The 15,492-nt window shown below is 68.5% G+C and carries 15 protein-coding genes; 11 read left to right on the top strand and 4 right to left on the bottom strand.

Going from position 1 to position 15,492, the window contains the following annotated elements; genetic code table 11:
- Nucleotides 1–5: 5 nt before the first annotated feature.
- Genes hypD through ppsA form a run of 4 tightly spaced genes read right to left on the bottom strand, consistent with a single transcriptional unit; the run spans nucleotide 6 to nucleotide 5,906 of the window.
- Nucleotides 6–1,088 carry a hydrogenase formation protein HypD gene (gene hypD / locus GNX95_RS12065; RefSeq protein ID WP_163507178.1) on the bottom strand — a complete coding sequence of 361 codons (1,083 nt, stop codon included), beginning with the start codon at nucleotides 1,086–1,088 and terminating at the stop codon, nucleotides 6–8.
- Nucleotides 1,085–1,336: a HypC/HybG/HupF family hydrogenase formation chaperone gene (locus tag GNX95_RS12060; RefSeq protein WP_163507177.1), complete on the bottom strand. Its 252-nt coding sequence runs from the start codon at nucleotides 1,334–1,336 to the stop codon at nucleotides 1,085–1,087. Before GNX95_RS12060 ends, hypD begins: the two co-directional genes overlap by 4 nt.
- Nucleotides 1,337–1,341: 5 nt before the next feature.
- Nucleotides 1,342–3,639, bottom strand: coding sequence for a carbamoyltransferase HypF (gene hypF, locus GNX95_RS12055; protein WP_163507176.1), 2,298 nt, complete (start codon nucleotides 3,637–3,639; stop codon nucleotides 1,342–1,344).
- Nucleotides 3,636–5,906 carry a phosphoenolpyruvate synthase gene (gene ppsA / locus GNX95_RS12050; protein WP_163507175.1) on the bottom strand — a complete coding sequence of 757 codons (2,271 nt, stop codon included), beginning with the start codon at nucleotides 5,904–5,906 and terminating at the stop codon, nucleotides 3,636–3,638. The genes hypF and ppsA overlap by 4 nt, the downstream gene beginning before the upstream one ends.
- A 191-nt stretch (nucleotides 5,907–6,097) precedes the next feature.
- Here ppsA and GNX95_RS12045 point away from each other — a divergent pair, with 191 nt between their 5' ends.
- From GNX95_RS12045 to GNX95_RS11995, 11 genes are all read left to right on the top strand, one after another.
- Nucleotides 6,098–6,688 carry a 2-oxoacid:acceptor oxidoreductase family protein gene (locus tag GNX95_RS12045; protein ID WP_163507174.1) on the top strand — a complete coding sequence of 197 codons (591 nt, stop codon included), beginning with the start codon at nucleotides 6,098–6,100 and terminating at the stop codon, nucleotides 6,686–6,688.
- Nucleotides 6,672–7,922 carry a transketolase C-terminal domain-containing protein gene (locus GNX95_RS12040; protein WP_163507173.1) on the top strand — a complete coding sequence of 417 codons (1,251 nt, stop codon included), beginning with the start codon at nucleotides 6,672–6,674 and terminating at the stop codon, nucleotides 7,920–7,922. Before GNX95_RS12045 ends, GNX95_RS12040 begins: the two co-directional genes overlap by 17 nt.
- A gap of 4 nt (nucleotides 7,923–7,926) precedes the next feature.
- Nucleotides 7,927–8,928 carry a thiamine pyrophosphate-dependent enzyme gene (locus GNX95_RS12035; RefSeq protein ID WP_163507172.1) on the top strand — a complete coding sequence of 334 codons (1,002 nt, stop codon included), beginning with the start codon at nucleotides 7,927–7,929 and terminating at the stop codon, nucleotides 8,926–8,928.
- Nucleotides 8,925–10,553 carry an NAD(P)-binding protein gene (locus tag GNX95_RS12030; RefSeq protein WP_163507171.1) on the top strand — a complete coding sequence of 543 codons (1,629 nt, stop codon included), beginning with the start codon at nucleotides 8,925–8,927 and terminating at the stop codon, nucleotides 10,551–10,553. Before GNX95_RS12035 ends, GNX95_RS12030 begins: the two co-directional genes overlap by 4 nt.
- A gap of 10 nt (nucleotides 10,554–10,563) precedes the next feature.
- Nucleotides 10,564–11,196 carry a CBS domain-containing protein gene (locus GNX95_RS12025; RefSeq protein WP_163507170.1) on the top strand — a complete coding sequence of 211 codons (633 nt, stop codon included), beginning with the start codon at nucleotides 10,564–10,566 and terminating at the stop codon, nucleotides 11,194–11,196.
- Between the two features lie 123 nt (nucleotides 11,197–11,319).
- The gene (gene sqr / locus GNX95_RS12020; RefSeq protein ID WP_163507169.1) at nucleotides 11,320–12,558 is read left to right on the top strand and encodes a type III sulfide quinone reductase, selenoprotein subtype; all 1,239 of its coding nucleotides are present in this window, start codon (nucleotides 11,320–11,322) and stop codon (nucleotides 12,556–12,558) included.
- 2 nt (nucleotides 12,559–12,560) lie between these two features.
- On the top strand, nucleotides 12,561–12,875 hold the full coding sequence (locus tag GNX95_RS12015; protein ID WP_163507168.1) for a TusE/DsrC/DsvC family sulfur relay protein: 315 nt from the start codon (nucleotides 12,561–12,563) through the stop codon (nucleotides 12,873–12,875).
- Nucleotides 12,876–12,889: 14 nt separating this feature from the next.
- On the top strand, nucleotides 12,890–13,408 hold the full coding sequence (locus GNX95_RS12010) for a DsrE/DsrF/DrsH-like family protein (protein WP_163507167.1): 519 nt from the start codon (nucleotides 12,890–12,892) through the stop codon (nucleotides 13,406–13,408).
- Nucleotides 13,409–13,478: 70 nt separating this feature from the next.
- On the top strand, nucleotides 13,479–14,666 hold the full coding sequence (locus tag GNX95_RS12005; RefSeq protein WP_163507166.1) for a site-2 protease family protein: 1,188 nt from the start codon (nucleotides 13,479–13,481) through the stop codon (nucleotides 14,664–14,666).
- 6 nt (nucleotides 14,667–14,672) lie between these two features.
- Nucleotides 14,673–15,008 carry a polyphosphate kinase 2 family protein gene (locus GNX95_RS12000; protein WP_163507165.1) on the top strand — a complete coding sequence of 112 codons (336 nt, stop codon included), beginning with the start codon at nucleotides 14,673–14,675 and terminating at the stop codon, nucleotides 15,006–15,008.
- Nucleotides 15,009–15,018: 10 nt separating this feature from the next.
- On the top strand, nucleotides 15,019–15,483 hold the full coding sequence (locus GNX95_RS11995; protein WP_163507164.1) for a TIR domain-containing protein: 465 nt from the start codon (nucleotides 15,019–15,021) through the stop codon (nucleotides 15,481–15,483).
- Nucleotides 15,484–15,492: the final 9 nt, after the last annotated feature.

The following is a 15,492-nucleotide window of genomic DNA, read 5'->3' as shown; positions in this document are numbered from 1 at the left end:
GGTGTTCAGCGACCGGCGTTGTAGAAGGCGGCACAGGTGCCTTCGCTGGACACCATCGGCGCGCCGAGCGGATTGCGTGGTGTGCAGCGCGTGCCGTACGCCGAGCACGCGGTCGGCAGTGCGGTGCCGCGCAGGATCGCGCCGGCGATGCACGCCGGGTCTTCCTGGACGCTGGCACGGTCGACGGCGAACCGGCGTTGCGCGTCGTACGCGGCGAAGTCGGCACGCAGCCGCAGGCCGCTGGCCGGGATCGGGCCGATGCCACGCCAGGTCCGCGGCGCGATCTCGAAGACCTGGCGGATCACCGCCTGCGCGTGCTCGTTGCCGCTGCGGCGTACGGCTCGGACGTACTGGTTCTCCACCTCGGCGCGGTCTTCCTCCAGCTGCCGGGTGGCCATCAGGATGCCTTCGAGCAGGTCCAACGGCTCGAATCCGGTGACCACGATCGGCACGCGGTACCTCGCCGCGATCGGTTCGTACTCGGTCCAGCCCATCACCGCGCAGACGTGGCCGGCGGCCAGGAACGCGCGCACCTCGTTGTCAGGTGAGTCCAGGATCGCCGTGATCGCCGGTGGTACGAGCACGTGGCTGGCCAGCATGCTGAAGTTCGGCAGGCCGAGGCGGGACGCGTGCACCACCGCCATGGCGTTGGCCGGTGCGGTGGTTTCGAAGCCGACGGCGAAAAAGACGACCTGGCGGTCGGGGTTGCGCTGCGCGATCGCGACCGCGTCGAGCGGCGTATAGACCACGCGTACGTCCGCGCCGCGCGCTTTCAGGCCGAGCAGGTCGCCGCGGCTGCCGGGGACGCGGAGCATGTCGCCGTAGCTGGTGAAGATCACCTCCGGCCGCGAGGCGATCGCGATCGCGTCGTCGACCAGCTCCAGAGGGGTCACGCACACCGGACAGCCGGGGCCGTGGATCATCCGGATGCCGGCCGGCAGCAGCTCGTCGATGCCCTGCCGCACGATGGTGTGCGTCTGGCCGCCGCAGACCTCCATGATCGTCCACGGCCGGGTCGCCACCGCGCGCAGTTCGGCGAGCAGCTTTCTGGCCAGCGCCGGGTCGCGGTATTCGTCGAGGTATTTCATCGGCGTGGTCCCAGCTCGGCGTCCAACGCGTCCGGAATCGCCTTCAGCACGGCGAAAGTGCGGGCCGCCTCGGCCTCGTCTACCCGGCTGATCGCGAAGCCGACGTGCACGATGACGTAGTCGCCGGCGCCGGCCTCCGGTGTGTAGGCCAGGCACACCGTACGTTCCAGACCGTCGAAGTCGACCACGGCCGTCCGCAGGTCGTCGTCGGTGACGCGTACGATCCGGCCGGGAATTCCGAGGCACATGGCGCTCACCTGCCGCGCAGCCGGGCAGCGGCGACCACGGCCTGTCCGTAGCTGATGCCGCCGTCGTTGACCGGTACGCGCTCGCCGATGTGCGCCACCAGGCCGGCGCCGGCGAGTCCCTCGAGCAGGCCGGCGGCCAGCCGTCGGTTGGCGAAGACGCCGCCGCCGAGGCAGACGGTGCGGACGCGGTGGCGTCGCGCCGCCTCGGTGACCATCGCCAGCGTCGCCTCGACCAGCGTGCGGTGGAACCGAGCGGCCACCGACCCGACGGGCTCGGTCGTGGCGAGTTCCAGCGCGTGGTGGATGGTCGACACCGGGTCGAAGATGTGCAGGCCGTCACGGCGGACCAGTCGCCAGTGCAGCGTCGGACCGTCCGGGAATCCGGCCGCCGCGGCCTCCAGCAACACCGCGGCCTCGCCTTCGTACGACACGTCGTCGCAGACGCCGAGCAGCGCGGCCATCGCGTCGAACAGCCGGCCGACGCTCGACGCGCGTGGACTGTTGACCTGTTGGGTGACCATCTGGCGGATCGTGGCCACTTCGCTGCGCGGCAACCGGTTGACGAAGCCGGCCGCCGCACCGTGGATCGGTGGCCGGTCGCAGAGCTCCTCGGCGCCGTACAGGTAGCCGAGCGCCATCCTGGCCGGACGGCGTACGGCCGCGCTGCCGCCTGGCAGCGGTGCCGTGCCGACCCGGCCGATCCGGCGATAACCGGTGTAGTCGGCGAGCAGGATCTCGCCACCCCACAACGTCCCGTCGTCCCCCATGCCGAGGCCGTCGTACGCGATGCCGATGAACGGACCGGTCACGCCGTGCTCGGCGGCCGTGGCGACGACGTGCGCGTGGTGATGCTGGATCACGATCCGCCGGTCGGCCGGCCAGCGCCTGGCATACGCCGTGGACAGGTAGCCCGGATGCAGGTCGTGCGCGTAGTACGACGGTTCGACCCGATGGACGCGCAGCAGCCGGCTGATCGACGACTCGAACGCGTCGAACGTCGCGGTGTTCTCCAGGTCTCCGAGGTGCGCGGTGAGCATCGCGTTGTCGTCGATCGCCAGTGCCGCCGTGTTCTTCAGCTGCGCACCGACCGCAAGGATCGGCCGACGGGCTGGCACCGGCAGCGGCAGCGGCTCTGGTACGTGTCCGCGAGCGCGGCGTACGGTCATCGGCCGACGGTCGATGATCCGGACGACCGAGTCGTCGGCACGCGACCTGATCTGCCGGTCGTGGTCGAGCGTGCCGTCCACCAGCGGATGCAACATCCGGCTCGCGCCGGCGCGGTCGACGGCGATCGGCTCACCCGCGGTGTTGCCACTGGTCACCACCAGCGGCCGGTCGAGGTCGTGCAACAGGAGATGGTGGAGCGGGCTGTACGGCAGGAAAACGCCGATCTCGGTGCGGCCCGGCGCGACCAGCGGCAGGTCGGTCCGGCGCGGCAGCAGCACGATCGGAGCTGCCGCGCTGGTGAGCTCCGCCGTCGCGGCCTCGTCGAGCACGGCGAGCTGGTTGGCGGCGGCGACGTCCGACACCATCACCGCGAACGGCTTGCTCGGCCGGCGCTTGGCCGCACGGAGCCGGGACACCGCGCCGGCGTCGGTCGCGTCGCAGACGAGCTGGTAACCGCCGATGCCTTTGACCGCGATCAGCCCGCCGGCGGCGATGACCCGCACGGCCTCGGCCAGCGAACGACGATCGCCGCGGACCGCACGTCCACGCGTGTGCCAACGCAGCCGTGGGCCGCAGTCGGCGCAGGCGATCGTCTCGGCGTGGAACCGGCGGTCGCCCGGGTCGTGGTACTCGGCCGAGCACCGTTTGCACATACGGAAACGCCGCATCGAGGTCCGCGCGCGGTCGTACGGCGGTGTGTCCACAATGGACTCGCGCGGTCCGCAGTCGGTGCAGGTGATGAACGGATAGCGATAGCGGCGGTCGGACGGGTCGAACAGCTCGGCGCGACAGGACCGGCAGGTGGCCAGGTCCGGCGGGGTCGCCACCGAGCCGCCGGCCGGCGTGCCACTGGTCAGCACGTGAAACCCGGCCGGCAGCGGATCGGCCAGCGGCTCGACGCGTACGCCGTCGACGCGAGCGTGTTGGGGAGCCCGGTCCACCAGTGCGGCCTGGAACCGGTCGACCAGCGCCGGCGGGCCCGCCGCGCGGATCACCACCGTGCCGCCGTCGTTGCGTACGTCGCCGTCCAGGCCAAGCTCAGCGGCCAGCCGGAAGACGAACGGCCGGAAGCCGACGCCCTGCACCGTCCCGGAAAGCTCGATCCGCCGCGTCGTGATGGCATCCAGCGTGGTCATGTGGCCCGCCTGGCGCCGGCCAGCAGTAGCCGGCGCTCGGCCGAACCGATCGCCGCGCGGGCGGCCGGTACGGCGTCCGGGTTGACGGAGATCGAGGTGATGCCGGCGCGCACCAGGTGCTCGGCGAACTCCGGCCGGTTCGACGGTGCCTGACCGCACAGCGACGAGGTGATGCCGGCATCCTGGCAGGCGCCGATGATCCGGGAGATCGCGTCCACGACGGCCGGGTCGCTCTCGTCGAAGAGCTCCGCACAGATCTCGGAGTCGCGGTCGACCCCGAGCATCAGCTGCGTCAGATCGTTGCTGCCAATGGAAACACCGTCGATGCCGAGGTCGGCGTAGGCCGGGATCCGGTAGGCGACCGACGGCACCTCGGCCATCACCCACCTGCGCAGGCCGCGCTGTTTGCCGAGCAGCCCCCTGTCGATGATCGCCAGGCAGGCCTCGAGCTCCCACAGCGTACGGACGAACGGGATCATCAGGTGCAGGTTCGGCGTCTGCTCGCGGACCCGCGCCAGCACCTCCAGCTCCAGCTCGAACAGGTCGGGTTCGCGTACGTACCGGTAGCAGCCGCGATAGCCGATCATCGGGTTGTGCTCCGGCGGCTCGTAGTCGGCTCCGCCGGTCAGGCCGCGGAACTCGTTGGTGCGAAAGTCCATCGTCCGGTAGATCACCGGCCGCGGCGCGAACGGCCGGGTGATCCGCAGGATCGACTCGACCATGGCCGAGACGAACTTGTCCCGGCCGCCGTGCGCGAGGACGTATCGCGGATGCTGTCCACCGAGGGCCTCGGTCAGCATGAACTCGGCACGCAGCAGGCCGACGCCGTCCACCGGCATCGCCGCGGCCTCCACGGCGTGCTCCGGGATGGCGAGGTTCACGTACAACCGAGTGCCGAGCGTCTCCGGTGCGGCCTGGATCGTCGGCTCCGGCGTGCGTTCGCGGGTACGCACCGGCGCCGTTCCGCTGAGGACGCGGCCGCCGGTGCCGTCGACAGTGATCAGCTCGCCGTCGCGAAGCACCGTCGTGGCGTTGCGCGTACCGACGACACACGGCACACCAAGCTCGCGTGCCACGATCGCGGCATGGCAGGTCATGCCGCCGCCGTCGGTGACCAGCGCGGCGGCGCGGCGGATCGTCGGCACCCAGTCGGGGTTGGTCATGGTGGCGACGAGTACGTCGCCGTCGCGCAGCCGTGGGCCGTCGGCCGGTGACTCCAGGATCGCCGCCGCGCCGCCGGCCGTACCGGGTGAGGCCGACAGCCCCTGCACCAACACCTCGCCGGCCGGCTCGTCGGCCGGCGGCGCGATCCGCTCGAGAGTGGTGATCGGCCGCGACTGCACCAGCCAGGTTTTTCCTTCCGCCACGGCCCATTCCAGGTCCTGCGGCGAGCCGTAGTGCTGCTCCACCCGGATCGCGAGGCGGGCCAGGTCGAGAGCCTCATCGTCGGTGAGGACACGCTCGCCGCCGGTCTGCGGATCCAGGCGTACGGTCTGGTTGCCGCCGCTCGGCGCTCGTACGATCTTGTGCGTCTGGTGGCCGATCCGCGTCTGGAGCAGTCGCGGGCCGGCCTTGTCGATCACGTACGTGTCCGGTTCGACCGCGCCGCTGACGACGACCTCGCCGAGGCCGAACGCCGCCTCGATCACGATGTGACCGCGGTCGCCGGTCGAGGGGTCGGCGGTGAAGGCCACGCCGGAGCGCTCCGAGTCGACCATTTTCTGGACGACCACGGCGATCGCCGGTTCGGCGCTGATGCCTTTGCCGGCGCGGTAGGACACCACTCGCGGCGTGAACAGCGAGGCCCAGCAGTCCACCAGCCGCTCAAGGATGTCGTCGGTGCCGGCGACGTTCGTGAAGGTCGAGTTCATGCCGGCGAACGACGCACCGGCGGTGTCCTCCAGCGTGGCCGACGACCGGACCGCGACCGTCACGTTGGAGCCGAGTTCGTGGTAGGCGTGCACGATCGACTTCGCCACCTCCGGCGCCACACCGGCTGCGCGTACGGCCGTCTGCATGCGTTCGCACAGCGATGCCAGCTCGTCCGGCCGGTCCACGGCCTCGGTCGCCGATTCCAGCGTTTTCCGTATCTCCTCGCGCATTCCGCCGCGGTCCATGGAGTCCAGGTAGGCGCCGGCGAGCAGCACGAAACCGCTCGGCACCGGCAGGCCGGCCCCGGTCAGCTCACCGAGGTTGGCACCTTTTCCGCCGGCGGTTTCGGTGTCGTCCTTGCCAAGTTCGCCGAAGCGGCGGGTGTAGCGGTCCATGGTGGCTCCGGGGGTCGGGTCGGATCGGTGATCCCACCTTCGAATTGGCGGCCGGCCGCCAGGTAGGGACCAAAGGCCTTGCCGGGGCCGGCAAAAGCCTGCGCACCCGGCGGCTACCGACCTACGGCGTACGCACCTCGGGACCTCCGTCCCTGTCCAGCCGCCGGGGTGCTGCGCCGAGGATTGGTCACATGTTCGAGATACGGTTGCACGGCCGCGGCGGCCAAGGCGTCGTGACGACCGCCGAGTTGTTGTCGGTGGCCGCGTTCCGCGACGGCCGGCACGCTCAGGCGTTTCCGAGTTTCGGGCCGGAACGCACCGGTGCGCCGGTCACCGCGTTCTGCCGGATCGGTGAGCGGCCCATCCGCGGCCGGGATCCGGTGACCCATCCGGACGCGCTGATCGTCCAGGACGCCAGCCTGCTTCACCAGGTGGACCTGTTCGCCGGCCTGGAAGACGACGCGTACCTGCTGATCAACTCCAGCCGCGGCCTCGGTGACCTTGGCCTGGCCGACTTCGCCGCCGGTCGCCGGCCTGACCGGCTGCTGGTCGTGCCGGCGACGACCATCGCGTTGGACACCCTCGGCCGGCCGTTGCCCGGCACCGCGCTGCTCGGTGGTTTCACCGCCGTTACCGGCGAAATCTCGTTGTCGGCCGTACACGCGGCGATCGCCGACCGGTTCGCCGGCGCGGTCGCCGAGGCCAATCACGCGGCCGCGGAACGCGCGTACGCGTTCGGATGCGAGGAACAGGAGAAACTGCGTCATGTTGCGGCAGATTGAGGGGTCCCGGGCCGTCGCCGACACGGTCGCGCTGTGCCGGCCGGAAGTCATCTGCGCCTATCCGATCTCGCCGCAGACCCACATCGTCGAGGCGTTGAGCGCGCACGTGAAGGAAAAGGCGCTGACGCCCTGCGAGTTTGTCAACGTGGAGTCGGAATTCGCCGCGATGTCGGTGGCGATCGGTGCTTCGGCCGCCGGTGCGCGTGCATACACGGCGACTGCCAGCCAGGGCCTGCTCTACATGGCCGAGGCGCTGTTCAACGCCTCCGGCCTCGGCCTGCCGATCGTGATGACGGTGGCCAACCGCGCCATCGGAGCGCCTATCAACATCTGGAACGACCACAGCGACTCCATGTCGCAGCGCGACTCCGGCTGGATCCAGTTGTACGCGGCGACCAACCAGGAGGCGGCCGACCTGCACGTGCAGGCGTTCCGGATCGCCGAGGACCTGTCCACGCCGGTGATGGTGTGCATGGACGGCTTCGTCCTCACGCACGCGTACGAGGAGGTCGATCTGCTCGACCAGCCGGCGGTCGACGGTTTCCTGCCACCGTACGAGCCGCGGCAGATCCTCGATCCGGCCGAGCCGGTCTCCATCGGCGCGATGGTCGGGCCGGAGGCCTTCACCGAGGTCCGTTATCTGGCTCATCTCAAGCAAATCCAGGCGCTGGAGCTGATTCCCGCGGTCGCCGATGAATTCCGCACCTCGTTCGGCCGCGATGCCGGCGGTCTGGTCCGGCCGTACCGGACCGAGGACGCCGAGACGATCGTCGTCGCACTCGGATCCGTGCTCGGCACCATCCAGGACGCGATCGACGATCTGCGAGCCGAAGGCCAGAGAATCGGCGCGCTCGGCCTCACCACTTTCCGGCCTTTTCCGGCTGAGCGGCTGCGCCAGCAGGTCCGTGGTGCGCGACGCCTGATCGTGCTGGAGAAGGCGTTTTCGGTCGGCGTCGGGGGAGCGGTGACCGCCGACGTCGTGACAGCGCTGAATGGCGCGGTCCCGGTCCAGACGGTGGTCGCCGGTCTCGGTGGCCGCGCCGTCACCCGAGCCTCCGTGCGCGGGATGTTGCTGGACGCGGCCGCCGGACGGCTCGATCCGCTCACGTTCCTGGATCTGGACGACAGTCTCATCGAACGCGAACTGGCGCGGCTGGCGCGCCGCCGCAGATCCGGTCCCACCGCGGAAAACCTGCTCCGCGACCTCGGCGTCGTGGCCTCCCGGATCGGATGAACAGATGGCCAGCCAGGAAATAAAGTTCTACCAGGTCGGCAGCCACGCGGTCGGCAACCGGCTGCTGGACATGTCGCGCCGGTCGATCCAGGCCGACATGCACCGGACGAACTCGCTGAACAGCGGCCATCGCGCGTGCCGCGGCTGCGGCGAGGCGCTCGGCGCGCGATACGCGTTGGACGCCGCGATGCGCGCCGCCGCCGGCCGGGTCGTCGCGGTGAACGCAACCGGCTGTCTGGAGGTCTTTTCCACCCCGTATCCGGAAACCTCCTGGCAGATTCCGTGGCTGCACTCGCTGTTCGGCAACTCCGCCGCGGTCGCCACCGGCGTCGCGGCGGCACTGCGCGCCAAGGGTCGCGAGGACGTACGGGTGGTCGCACAAGGTGGCGACGGCGGCACCGTCGACATTGGACTTTCCTGTCTTTCCGGGATGTTCGAGCGAAACGACGACGTGCTCTACATCTGCTACGACAACGAGGCGTATATGAACACCGGAGTCCAGCGCTCCGGCTCGACGCCACCGGCGGCGCGTACGTCCACCACACCGGCGGTCGGTGACGAGCCGGGAAACGCCTTCGGACAGGGGAAAAACCTGCCGATGATCGCGATGGCGCACGAGATCCCATACGTCGCAACCGCGACCGTCGCGCAGTTGCGCGACCTCGAAGACAAGGTGCGGCGGGCGATGGAGTTTCGCGGCGCGCGTTACCTGCACATCCTGGTGCCGTGTCCGTTGGGCTGGGTCAGCGCGGCCGAGCACACCGTACGCGTCGCTCGCCTCGCCGTGGAGAGCGGACTTTTTCCCGTCTTCGAGGCCAAACATGGCGAGATCACGGACGTGACGAGGATCCGCCGCCAGGTGCCGGTGGAGGACTATCTCAAGCTGCAGGGCCGCTACGCGCATCTGTTCAAGCCGCAGCCGCGGACCAACACCATCGCGCGCATCCAGGCCATCGCCGACCGCAACATCCGCAGGTTCGGCCTGTTGACAGGGGACACGCGATGAGAGAGAAACCGTTCGCGATCACTCTGGACGTCGGTTCCAGCAAGGCCAACCACACCGGCTCGTGGCGCACCGAACGGCCCGTCTATCACGACTTTCTGCCGCCGTGCAACGACGCCTGCCCGGCCGGCGAGAACATCCAGCAGTGGCTGTATCACGCGGAGGCCGGCGGCTACGAGGCCGCGTGGCGGCAGATCATGGCCGACAACCCGTTTCCCGCTGTGATGGGGCGCGTCTGTTACCGGCCCTGCGAGACGGCTTGCAATCGCGCGCAGCTGGACCAGGCGGTCGGCATCAACTCGGTCGAGAGGTTTCTCGGTGACGAGGCGATCCGGGAAAACTGGAGAGTCGAGGTGCCGTCGCCGCCGTCCGGCCGCCGGGTCCTGGTCGTCGGCTCCGGACCGGCCGGCCTGTCCGCCGCCTACCAGCTGACGTTACTCGGCCACCAGGTGACGGTTCACGACGCGAACCCGTTGCCTGGCGGCATGATGCGCTATGGCATTCCGGAATACCGGCTGCCGCGTACGGTGCTGGACGCGGAGATCCAGCGGATTGTCGATCTCGGCGTGGAAATGCGGATGGCGGAGGCGATCTTCGACATCGGCGGTGCGATGTCCGACGGCCAATACGACGCGGCATTCCTTGCGCTCGGCGCACAACTCGGCCGCCGCACCTATCTCCCGGCTGGCGACTCGGCGCGGATCCTCGATGCCATCTCGATGTTGCGTGACGTCGAAACGCACCACCCGCCTGAGCTCGGCCGCCGAGTTGTCGTGTACGGCGGCGGAAACACGGCGATGGACGCGGCGCGTACGGCTCGGCGGCTTGGCGCCGCCGACGCGGTCGTCGTCTATCGGCGTACGCGTGATCGGATGCCGGCCGAACCGGCCGAAATCGAGGACGCGGTGGCCGAAGGCGTGCAGCTGCGCTGGCTGTCCACGATCGCTCAGGCCGACGAAGGCAGGGTCGTGGTGGAGAAGATGCGGCTGGACGATTCCGGATTCCCGCAGCCGACCGGCGAATACGACGAACTCGGCGCGGACACGGTCATCCTGGCCATCGGCCAGCGCGCGGACCTGTCACTGGTCGAGCGGCTGGCCGACGTGGAATGGAAAAACGACCAGCTGACCGTCGGAGCCGACCTGATGACCGGCCACCCCGGAGTGTTCGCCGGTGGCGACGTCGTGCCGACGAGTCGCACCGTCACCAGCGCCATCGGACACGGCAAGAAGGCCGCACGGCACATCGATGCGTGGTTGCGTGGCCAGCGGTTGGAGCTGTCGGCGCGGCATCCGATCGCCGCGTCCGAGCGGATCAACTCCTGGTATTTCTCCGACGCGCCGGCCACCGTACGACCGAAGCTGGACCTGGCCCGCCGGATCTCGACCTTCGACGAGGTCGTCGGCGGTCTGGACACCGAAAGCGCGCTTTTCGAGGCGCGCAGGTGCCTGTCCTGCGGCAACTGCTTCGAATGCGACAACTGCTACGGCGTGTGTCCGGACAACGCGGTCGTCAAGCTCGGACCGGGCAGCCGCTACACGATCGATCTCGACTACTGCAAGGGCTGCGGAATCTGCGTCGAGGAATGTCCGTGTGGCGCTATTTCCATGGAACCGGAGGAAAACTGAGGAGGCAGTCATGCGCGGTCCAACCGTGGCGCAGCTGATGACCCGCGGTCCGGTGACGGTACGGCCGGACACGCCTGTCAAGGCGATCGTCGTTCTGCTGGTAGAGCGTGAAATCGGCGCGGTCGCCGTGCTTGACGACTCCGGTTCGCCGGTCGGCGTCGTCGCCGAGGGCGATCTGATTCCACGGCGAGAAAAGCGCCGGCGGCACCGGCGGCCGAGCGAGCCCGCGGTCGTACGGACGGCGGCGGACCTCATGACGACCCCGGTCGACACGATCACCGCCGACGTTTCGTACGCGGCCGCGGCACGGGAGTTGTGCCGCACCGGACGGCGCCGGCTTTTCGTAACGGACGACGAAAACCGGCTGATCGGCGTGCTCTCACGCGGCGATCTGTTGCGACTCTACGATCGCACCGACGAAGATGTCCGCGCCAATGTGCTGCACGAAGTCTTCGAGCGGACGCTGTGGGCCGATCTGCGCGACGTCCATGTCGCCGTTGTCGATGGCCTGGTGACGCTGGAAGGACACCTGGACCGCGAAAGCGAGGTCGAGATCGCCGGCCGGCTGACGGCCGCCGTTCCAGGTGTTGTCGCCGTACGCAACAAGTTGCGTTATCTGTCCGGCCGGGCGTCCGCCAGCTGACGATGCGCCGTGCGACCAGCGTCACCGACCGTCGGCCTTGGCGGCCGGGGACCTCCGTCCCTGCGCGGCGTGTCCGTCGCGCAATAGCGTCGGAAACACAGGACAGAGCGCGAGGAGACGACGATGAAACGGCTGCTCATCCTCGGCGCCGGCACGGCCGGCACGATGGCCGCGAACAAGCTCCGGCGGCGTCTGCATCCGGACGAGTGGCGGCTGTCGGTCGTCGACCAGAGCGAGACCCACTTCTACCAGCCGGGTTATTTGTTCATCCCATTCGGCCGGTATCGGCCCGACGAGGTTTCCAGGCCGAGCCGCCGGCTGCTTCGTGACGACGTGGATCTGATCCACGGCGAGATCGCGTTGGTCGAGCCGGACCATAACCGCGTGCTGCTGACCGACGGCCGCGCGTTGGCGTACGACTACCTGGTCATCGCGACCGGGACGACGCCGCGACCGGACCAGACACCTGGAATGGCCGACGGGCGGCTGTGGCGCAGCAGCGTTTTCGACTTCTACACCTACGATGGCGCCGTCGCGCTGGCATCGGCGTTGGGTGACTTCCGCGGCGGCCGGATGGTGGTGCATGTCGTGGACATGCCGATCAAATGTCCGGTGGCGCCGCTGGAATTCACCTTTCTCGCGGACGCGTACTTCCGCGAGTGCGGCATTCGCGACGACGTCGAGCTCGTCTACGTCACGCCGTTGCCCGGAGCGTTCACCAAACCGATCGCGTCCCACCGGCTCGGTTCGATGCTGGAGGAACGCAAGATCGTGCTGGAAACCGACTTCATGGTCGAGAGCGTCGACCCGGACACCAAGACGCTGGTTTCCTATGACGAACGCGAAATACCGTTCGATCTGTTGGTCACCGTGCCGCTGAACATGGGAGCTGACTACGTCGCGAAGTCCGGCCTGGGAAACGAGCTCAATTACGTCGCGGTGGACAAGCACACCATGCTTTCCAAGCAGTTCCCCAACATCTTCGCGATCGGCGACGCCAACGACCTGCCGGCTTCCAAGGCCGGCTCGGTCGCGCACTTCTCGGTGGAGGTGTTCGCCGACAACTTCGTACGGTATGTCGGCGGCAAGCCGATGCTGAGGCGGTTCGACGGCCACGCCAACTGCTTTGTCGAGTCCGGCGCCGGAAAGGGCCTGCTGATCGACTTCAACTACGACACCGAGCCGTTGCCGGGGCGCTATCCGCTGCCGTGGCTGGGTCCGTGCCGCCTGCTGGCCGAGTCGCCGGTGAACCACTGGGGAAAGCTCGCCTTCCGGTGGATCTACTGGCACGTACTGCTTCCCGGCCTGCCTGTCCCGCTGCCGTCGCATCTGACGATGGCCGGAAAACACCCAGAGGAGTGACCATGTCAACGACCATGATCGGCGGCCGCGAGGTCCATGTCGACGAGGAAGGTTTCCTCACCCAGTACGACGAATGGGACGAGGACCTGGCCAAACAGTTGGCGGCGCTGATCGGTGTCGATCTGACCGACCGCCACTGGACGGCGATCCGTTTCCTGCGCCGCGACTACCGGAGTCAGGGTGAGACCGCCACGCTCCGCCGCGCCGCACAGCTTTGCGGCATCCCGATCAAGGAACTGTTCCAGCTTTTTCCGAAAAAACCGGCCAAGAAGATGGCCTACATCGCCGGCCTGCCAAAGCCGCACGGCTGTGTGTGAGAAAAGGAGCCGACATGACCACCACCGCTGAGACGGCGCCTGCGCGAGTCCCCAGTTTCGACGACGAGTCGACGATCGGCCGCAAGCTGGCGATCATCTGTTCCAAGGGAAACCTCGACATGGCATATCCCGGCCTGGTGCTCGCCAACGCGGCCCTCGGCGAAGGCGTCGAAACCCATTTGTTCTTCACCTTCTGGGGTTTCGACATCATCACCAAAGCGCGGATGGACGGCCTGAAGTTCACCGTGCTGGGGAACACCGCGACGCATTTGCCACAGGGCCTCGGCGGACTGCCGGGGATGACCGCGATGGCCACTCACATGATGAAAAACCAGATCGCCGACGTCGGCGTCCCCGAGGTGCCGGAGTTCCTCGACCAGATCGTGGCCTCCGGCGGTCACCTCTGGGGATGCCGGATGTCGGCGGACATGATGCACCTGTCCCTGGAGGACCTGTACGACGGCGTCGAAGACATCATCAGCGCCGCCGATTTCATCGAGAAGACCGACGGCGCGCAGCTGCTGTTCATCTGAGCACGTCGTGAGTCGATGACGGTGACATCCGCGTGGAGAGCGCGATCCCTCCACTGTCGAAAGGCCGAGGATGAAGGCGACGATATCCATCGGAAGATGGGCCGGGATTCCGCTGCGGGCTCATTGGACCGTACTCGTGACCGCCGTCCTGGTGGCCTGGATCCTGGCGAGTAGCGCACTGCCGGCGGCGGTCGCCGGCTATCCGGTGACGGCGTACTGGACGGCCGGTCTGCTGGCCGCGGCGGCATTCATCTTTTCCCTACTGGCGCACGAGATCGCGCACGCTGCCACCGCTCGACACCACGGCGGTCGGGTACGGTCGATCACGCTGTGGTTGCTCGGCGGCGTGACGGAGATCAGGGACGAGCCGGCGTCGCCAGGATCGGATCTGCTGATCGCCGCGGCCGGTCCGCTCACCAGTCTGGCGGCCGCTGTGGTGTTCGCGGCATCCGCGTTCGTCGCGGCGGCGGCACACCTTCCGGCGATCGTGTTGGTCACGTTGTTCTGGCTCGCCGCGTCCAACCTGATTTTGGCCGTGTTCAACCTGTTGCCAGGCGCTCCGCTGGACGGTGGACGTGTTCTCCGAGCGATCGTCTGGAAAGTCACCGGTGACCGCGACCGAGCCGAGGCCGTCGCGGCCGGCGCCGGCAGGATTCTCGGACTCGCGATGATCGCGTTCGGACTGACCGGCGCGTTCCTTTCCGGATGGCTCGGCGGTCTGTGGCTGGCCGCGGTCGGCTGGTTCCTGGTCGTTGCCGCCAGCGCCGAGCGCAACCTGCCGGTCGTACGGAAACTCCGTGACATAACGGCGAACGACGTGATGTCGAGCCGGCCGGTCGTCGTGCCCGCCTGGTGGACCGTCGACGCGTTCGTCGACCGGCTCGCCGGCAGCGGACTGGGTCACCGGACGTTTCCGGTGGTGGACTTCGACGGCCGACCGGTGGGTCTGGTCAGCCTCGGCGACCTGGTGGCCGGCCAACGCGTACGCCGGCCGGATCTGTGCGTACGCGACATCGCGCGCCCGCTCGGCGCGGGACACAGCGTGCCGTCGGGGGAGGCGCTGTCGGACGTGACCCAATCCGGCGTCCTGCGTGATCCCGCGGACGCGGTATTGGTGGTCGACGACGGCAGGCTGGTCGGCATTCTCACGGCGGCCGACCTTTCCCGCGCGGTCCAACTCGTACAGCTGGGAAAGCGTCCGGCGCACCCAAACCCGGCCGACCAGCCGACGCCTCGCGAGCTCAGCGGCAAGGAGTGATCCCGGATGGGTAGGCGAACGTCGGAGACCGGCGGCGCGCAGTTGTCGCGTGAGGCGTACGAACGCGAGCTCGACCGGTTGCGGAACAAGCTGATGGCGTTGCGGGGATGGATCCGGTACGAACCGGCCCGACTGGTGATCGTCTTCGAGGCCCGTGATGGCGCTGGAAAAGGGAGCGCGATCAAACGGCTCACCGAATATCTGAATCCGCGAGTGGTCCGTACGGTGGCGTTGCCGGCGCCGACCAGCCCTGAGCGTACGCAACGGTATTTCCAGCGATACGTGGACCATCTGCCGACCGAGCCGCAGACGTACGTCCGGGATGCCGCGGCCGGTGGATGAGGCGGTCGCGATGCCGACGGGAGCGTACTTTTCCTACCACCACGGCCACGACGCGGACCGCGCGGCGCAGGTCCTGCGTTATGCGCTGGAGGACGCCACGATCAGGCCGACGTACGTGGAGCCGTGGGCCTGGCAGTATGAGAAACAGCAGGGGGACGGTGCCATCCGCAGGCTGTTGTACAACGCGATCCTGGACACCGTGGTCACCGTCATGTTGATCGGCAGCCGGACCAGCGCCAGGCCCTGGACGCCGTATGAGATAGCCAAAACCCTGGAACGCGGCAACAGCCTGATCGGCGTCCACATCCACGGGATCAAGGACCAGTGGGGTGTGGTCGAACCGCCTGGCGACAATCCGTTGCCGGAGTCCTGCCAGACCTATGACTGGGTCCGTGACGGCGGACCGGACAATCTCGGCCTGTGGATAGCCAAGGCCGCCGAACGATGCCGGCGCTGGACACCGCCAGAAGAATAGGAGACAAAC

The organism is Fodinicola acaciae, from assembly GCF_010993745.1.
GTDB lineage: Bacteria > Actinomycetota > Actinomycetes > Mycobacteriales > HKI-0501 > Fodinicola > Fodinicola acaciae.
This window is presented reverse-complemented; position numbering and strand designations above follow the sequence as displayed.

What these genes read in the sequence shown, in the direction of transcription:
- GNX95_RS12060 (WP_163507177.1), bottom strand. Translation starts at nt 1,336, where the DNA reads ATGTGCCTCGGAATTCCCGGCCGGATCGTACGCGTCACCGACGACGAC.
- GNX95_RS12045 (WP_163507174.1), top strand. Translation starts at nt 6,098, where the DNA reads ATGTTCGAGATACGGTTGCACGGCCGCGGCGGCCAAGGCGTCGTGACG.
- GNX95_RS12035 (WP_163507172.1), top strand. Translation starts at nt 7,927, where the DNA reads ATGGCCAGCCAGGAAATAAAGTTCTACCAGGTCGGCAGCCACGCGGTC.
- hypD (WP_163507178.1), bottom strand. Translation starts at nt 1,088, where the DNA reads ATGAAATACCTCGACGAATACCGCGACCCGGCGCTGGCCAGAAAGCTG.
- GNX95_RS12005 (WP_163507166.1), top strand. Translation starts at nt 13,479, where the DNA reads ATGAAGGCGACGATATCCATCGGAAGATGGGCCGGGATTCCGCTGCGG.
- GNX95_RS12025 (WP_163507170.1), top strand. Translation starts at nt 10,564, where the DNA reads ATGCGCGGTCCAACCGTGGCGCAGCTGATGACCCGCGGTCCGGTGACG.
- GNX95_RS12010 (WP_163507167.1), top strand. Translation starts at nt 12,890, where the DNA reads ATGACCACCACCGCTGAGACGGCGCCTGCGCGAGTCCCCAGTTTCGAC.
- hypF (WP_163507176.1), bottom strand. Translation starts at nt 3,639, where the DNA reads ATGACCACGCTGGATGCCATCACGACGCGGCGGATCGAGCTTTCCGGG.
- GNX95_RS11995 (WP_163507164.1), top strand. Translation starts at nt 15,019, where the DNA reads ATGCCGACGGGAGCGTACTTTTCCTACCACCACGGCCACGACGCGGAC.
- GNX95_RS12000 (WP_163507165.1), top strand. Translation starts at nt 14,673, where the DNA reads ATGGGTAGGCGAACGTCGGAGACCGGCGGCGCGCAGTTGTCGCGTGAG.
- GNX95_RS12030 (WP_163507171.1), top strand. Translation starts at nt 8,925, where the DNA reads ATGAGAGAGAAACCGTTCGCGATCACTCTGGACGTCGGTTCCAGCAAG.
- GNX95_RS12040 (WP_163507173.1), top strand. Translation starts at nt 6,672, where the DNA reads ATGTTGCGGCAGATTGAGGGGTCCCGGGCCGTCGCCGACACGGTCGCG.
- sqr (WP_163507169.1), top strand. Translation starts at nt 11,320, where the DNA reads ATGAAACGGCTGCTCATCCTCGGCGCCGGCACGGCCGGCACGATGGCC.
- GNX95_RS12015 (WP_163507168.1), top strand. Translation starts at nt 12,561, where the DNA reads ATGTCAACGACCATGATCGGCGGCCGCGAGGTCCATGTCGACGAGGAA.
- ppsA (WP_163507175.1), bottom strand. Translation starts at nt 5,906, where the DNA reads ATGGACCGCTACACCCGCCGCTTCGGCGAACTTGGCAAGGACGACACC.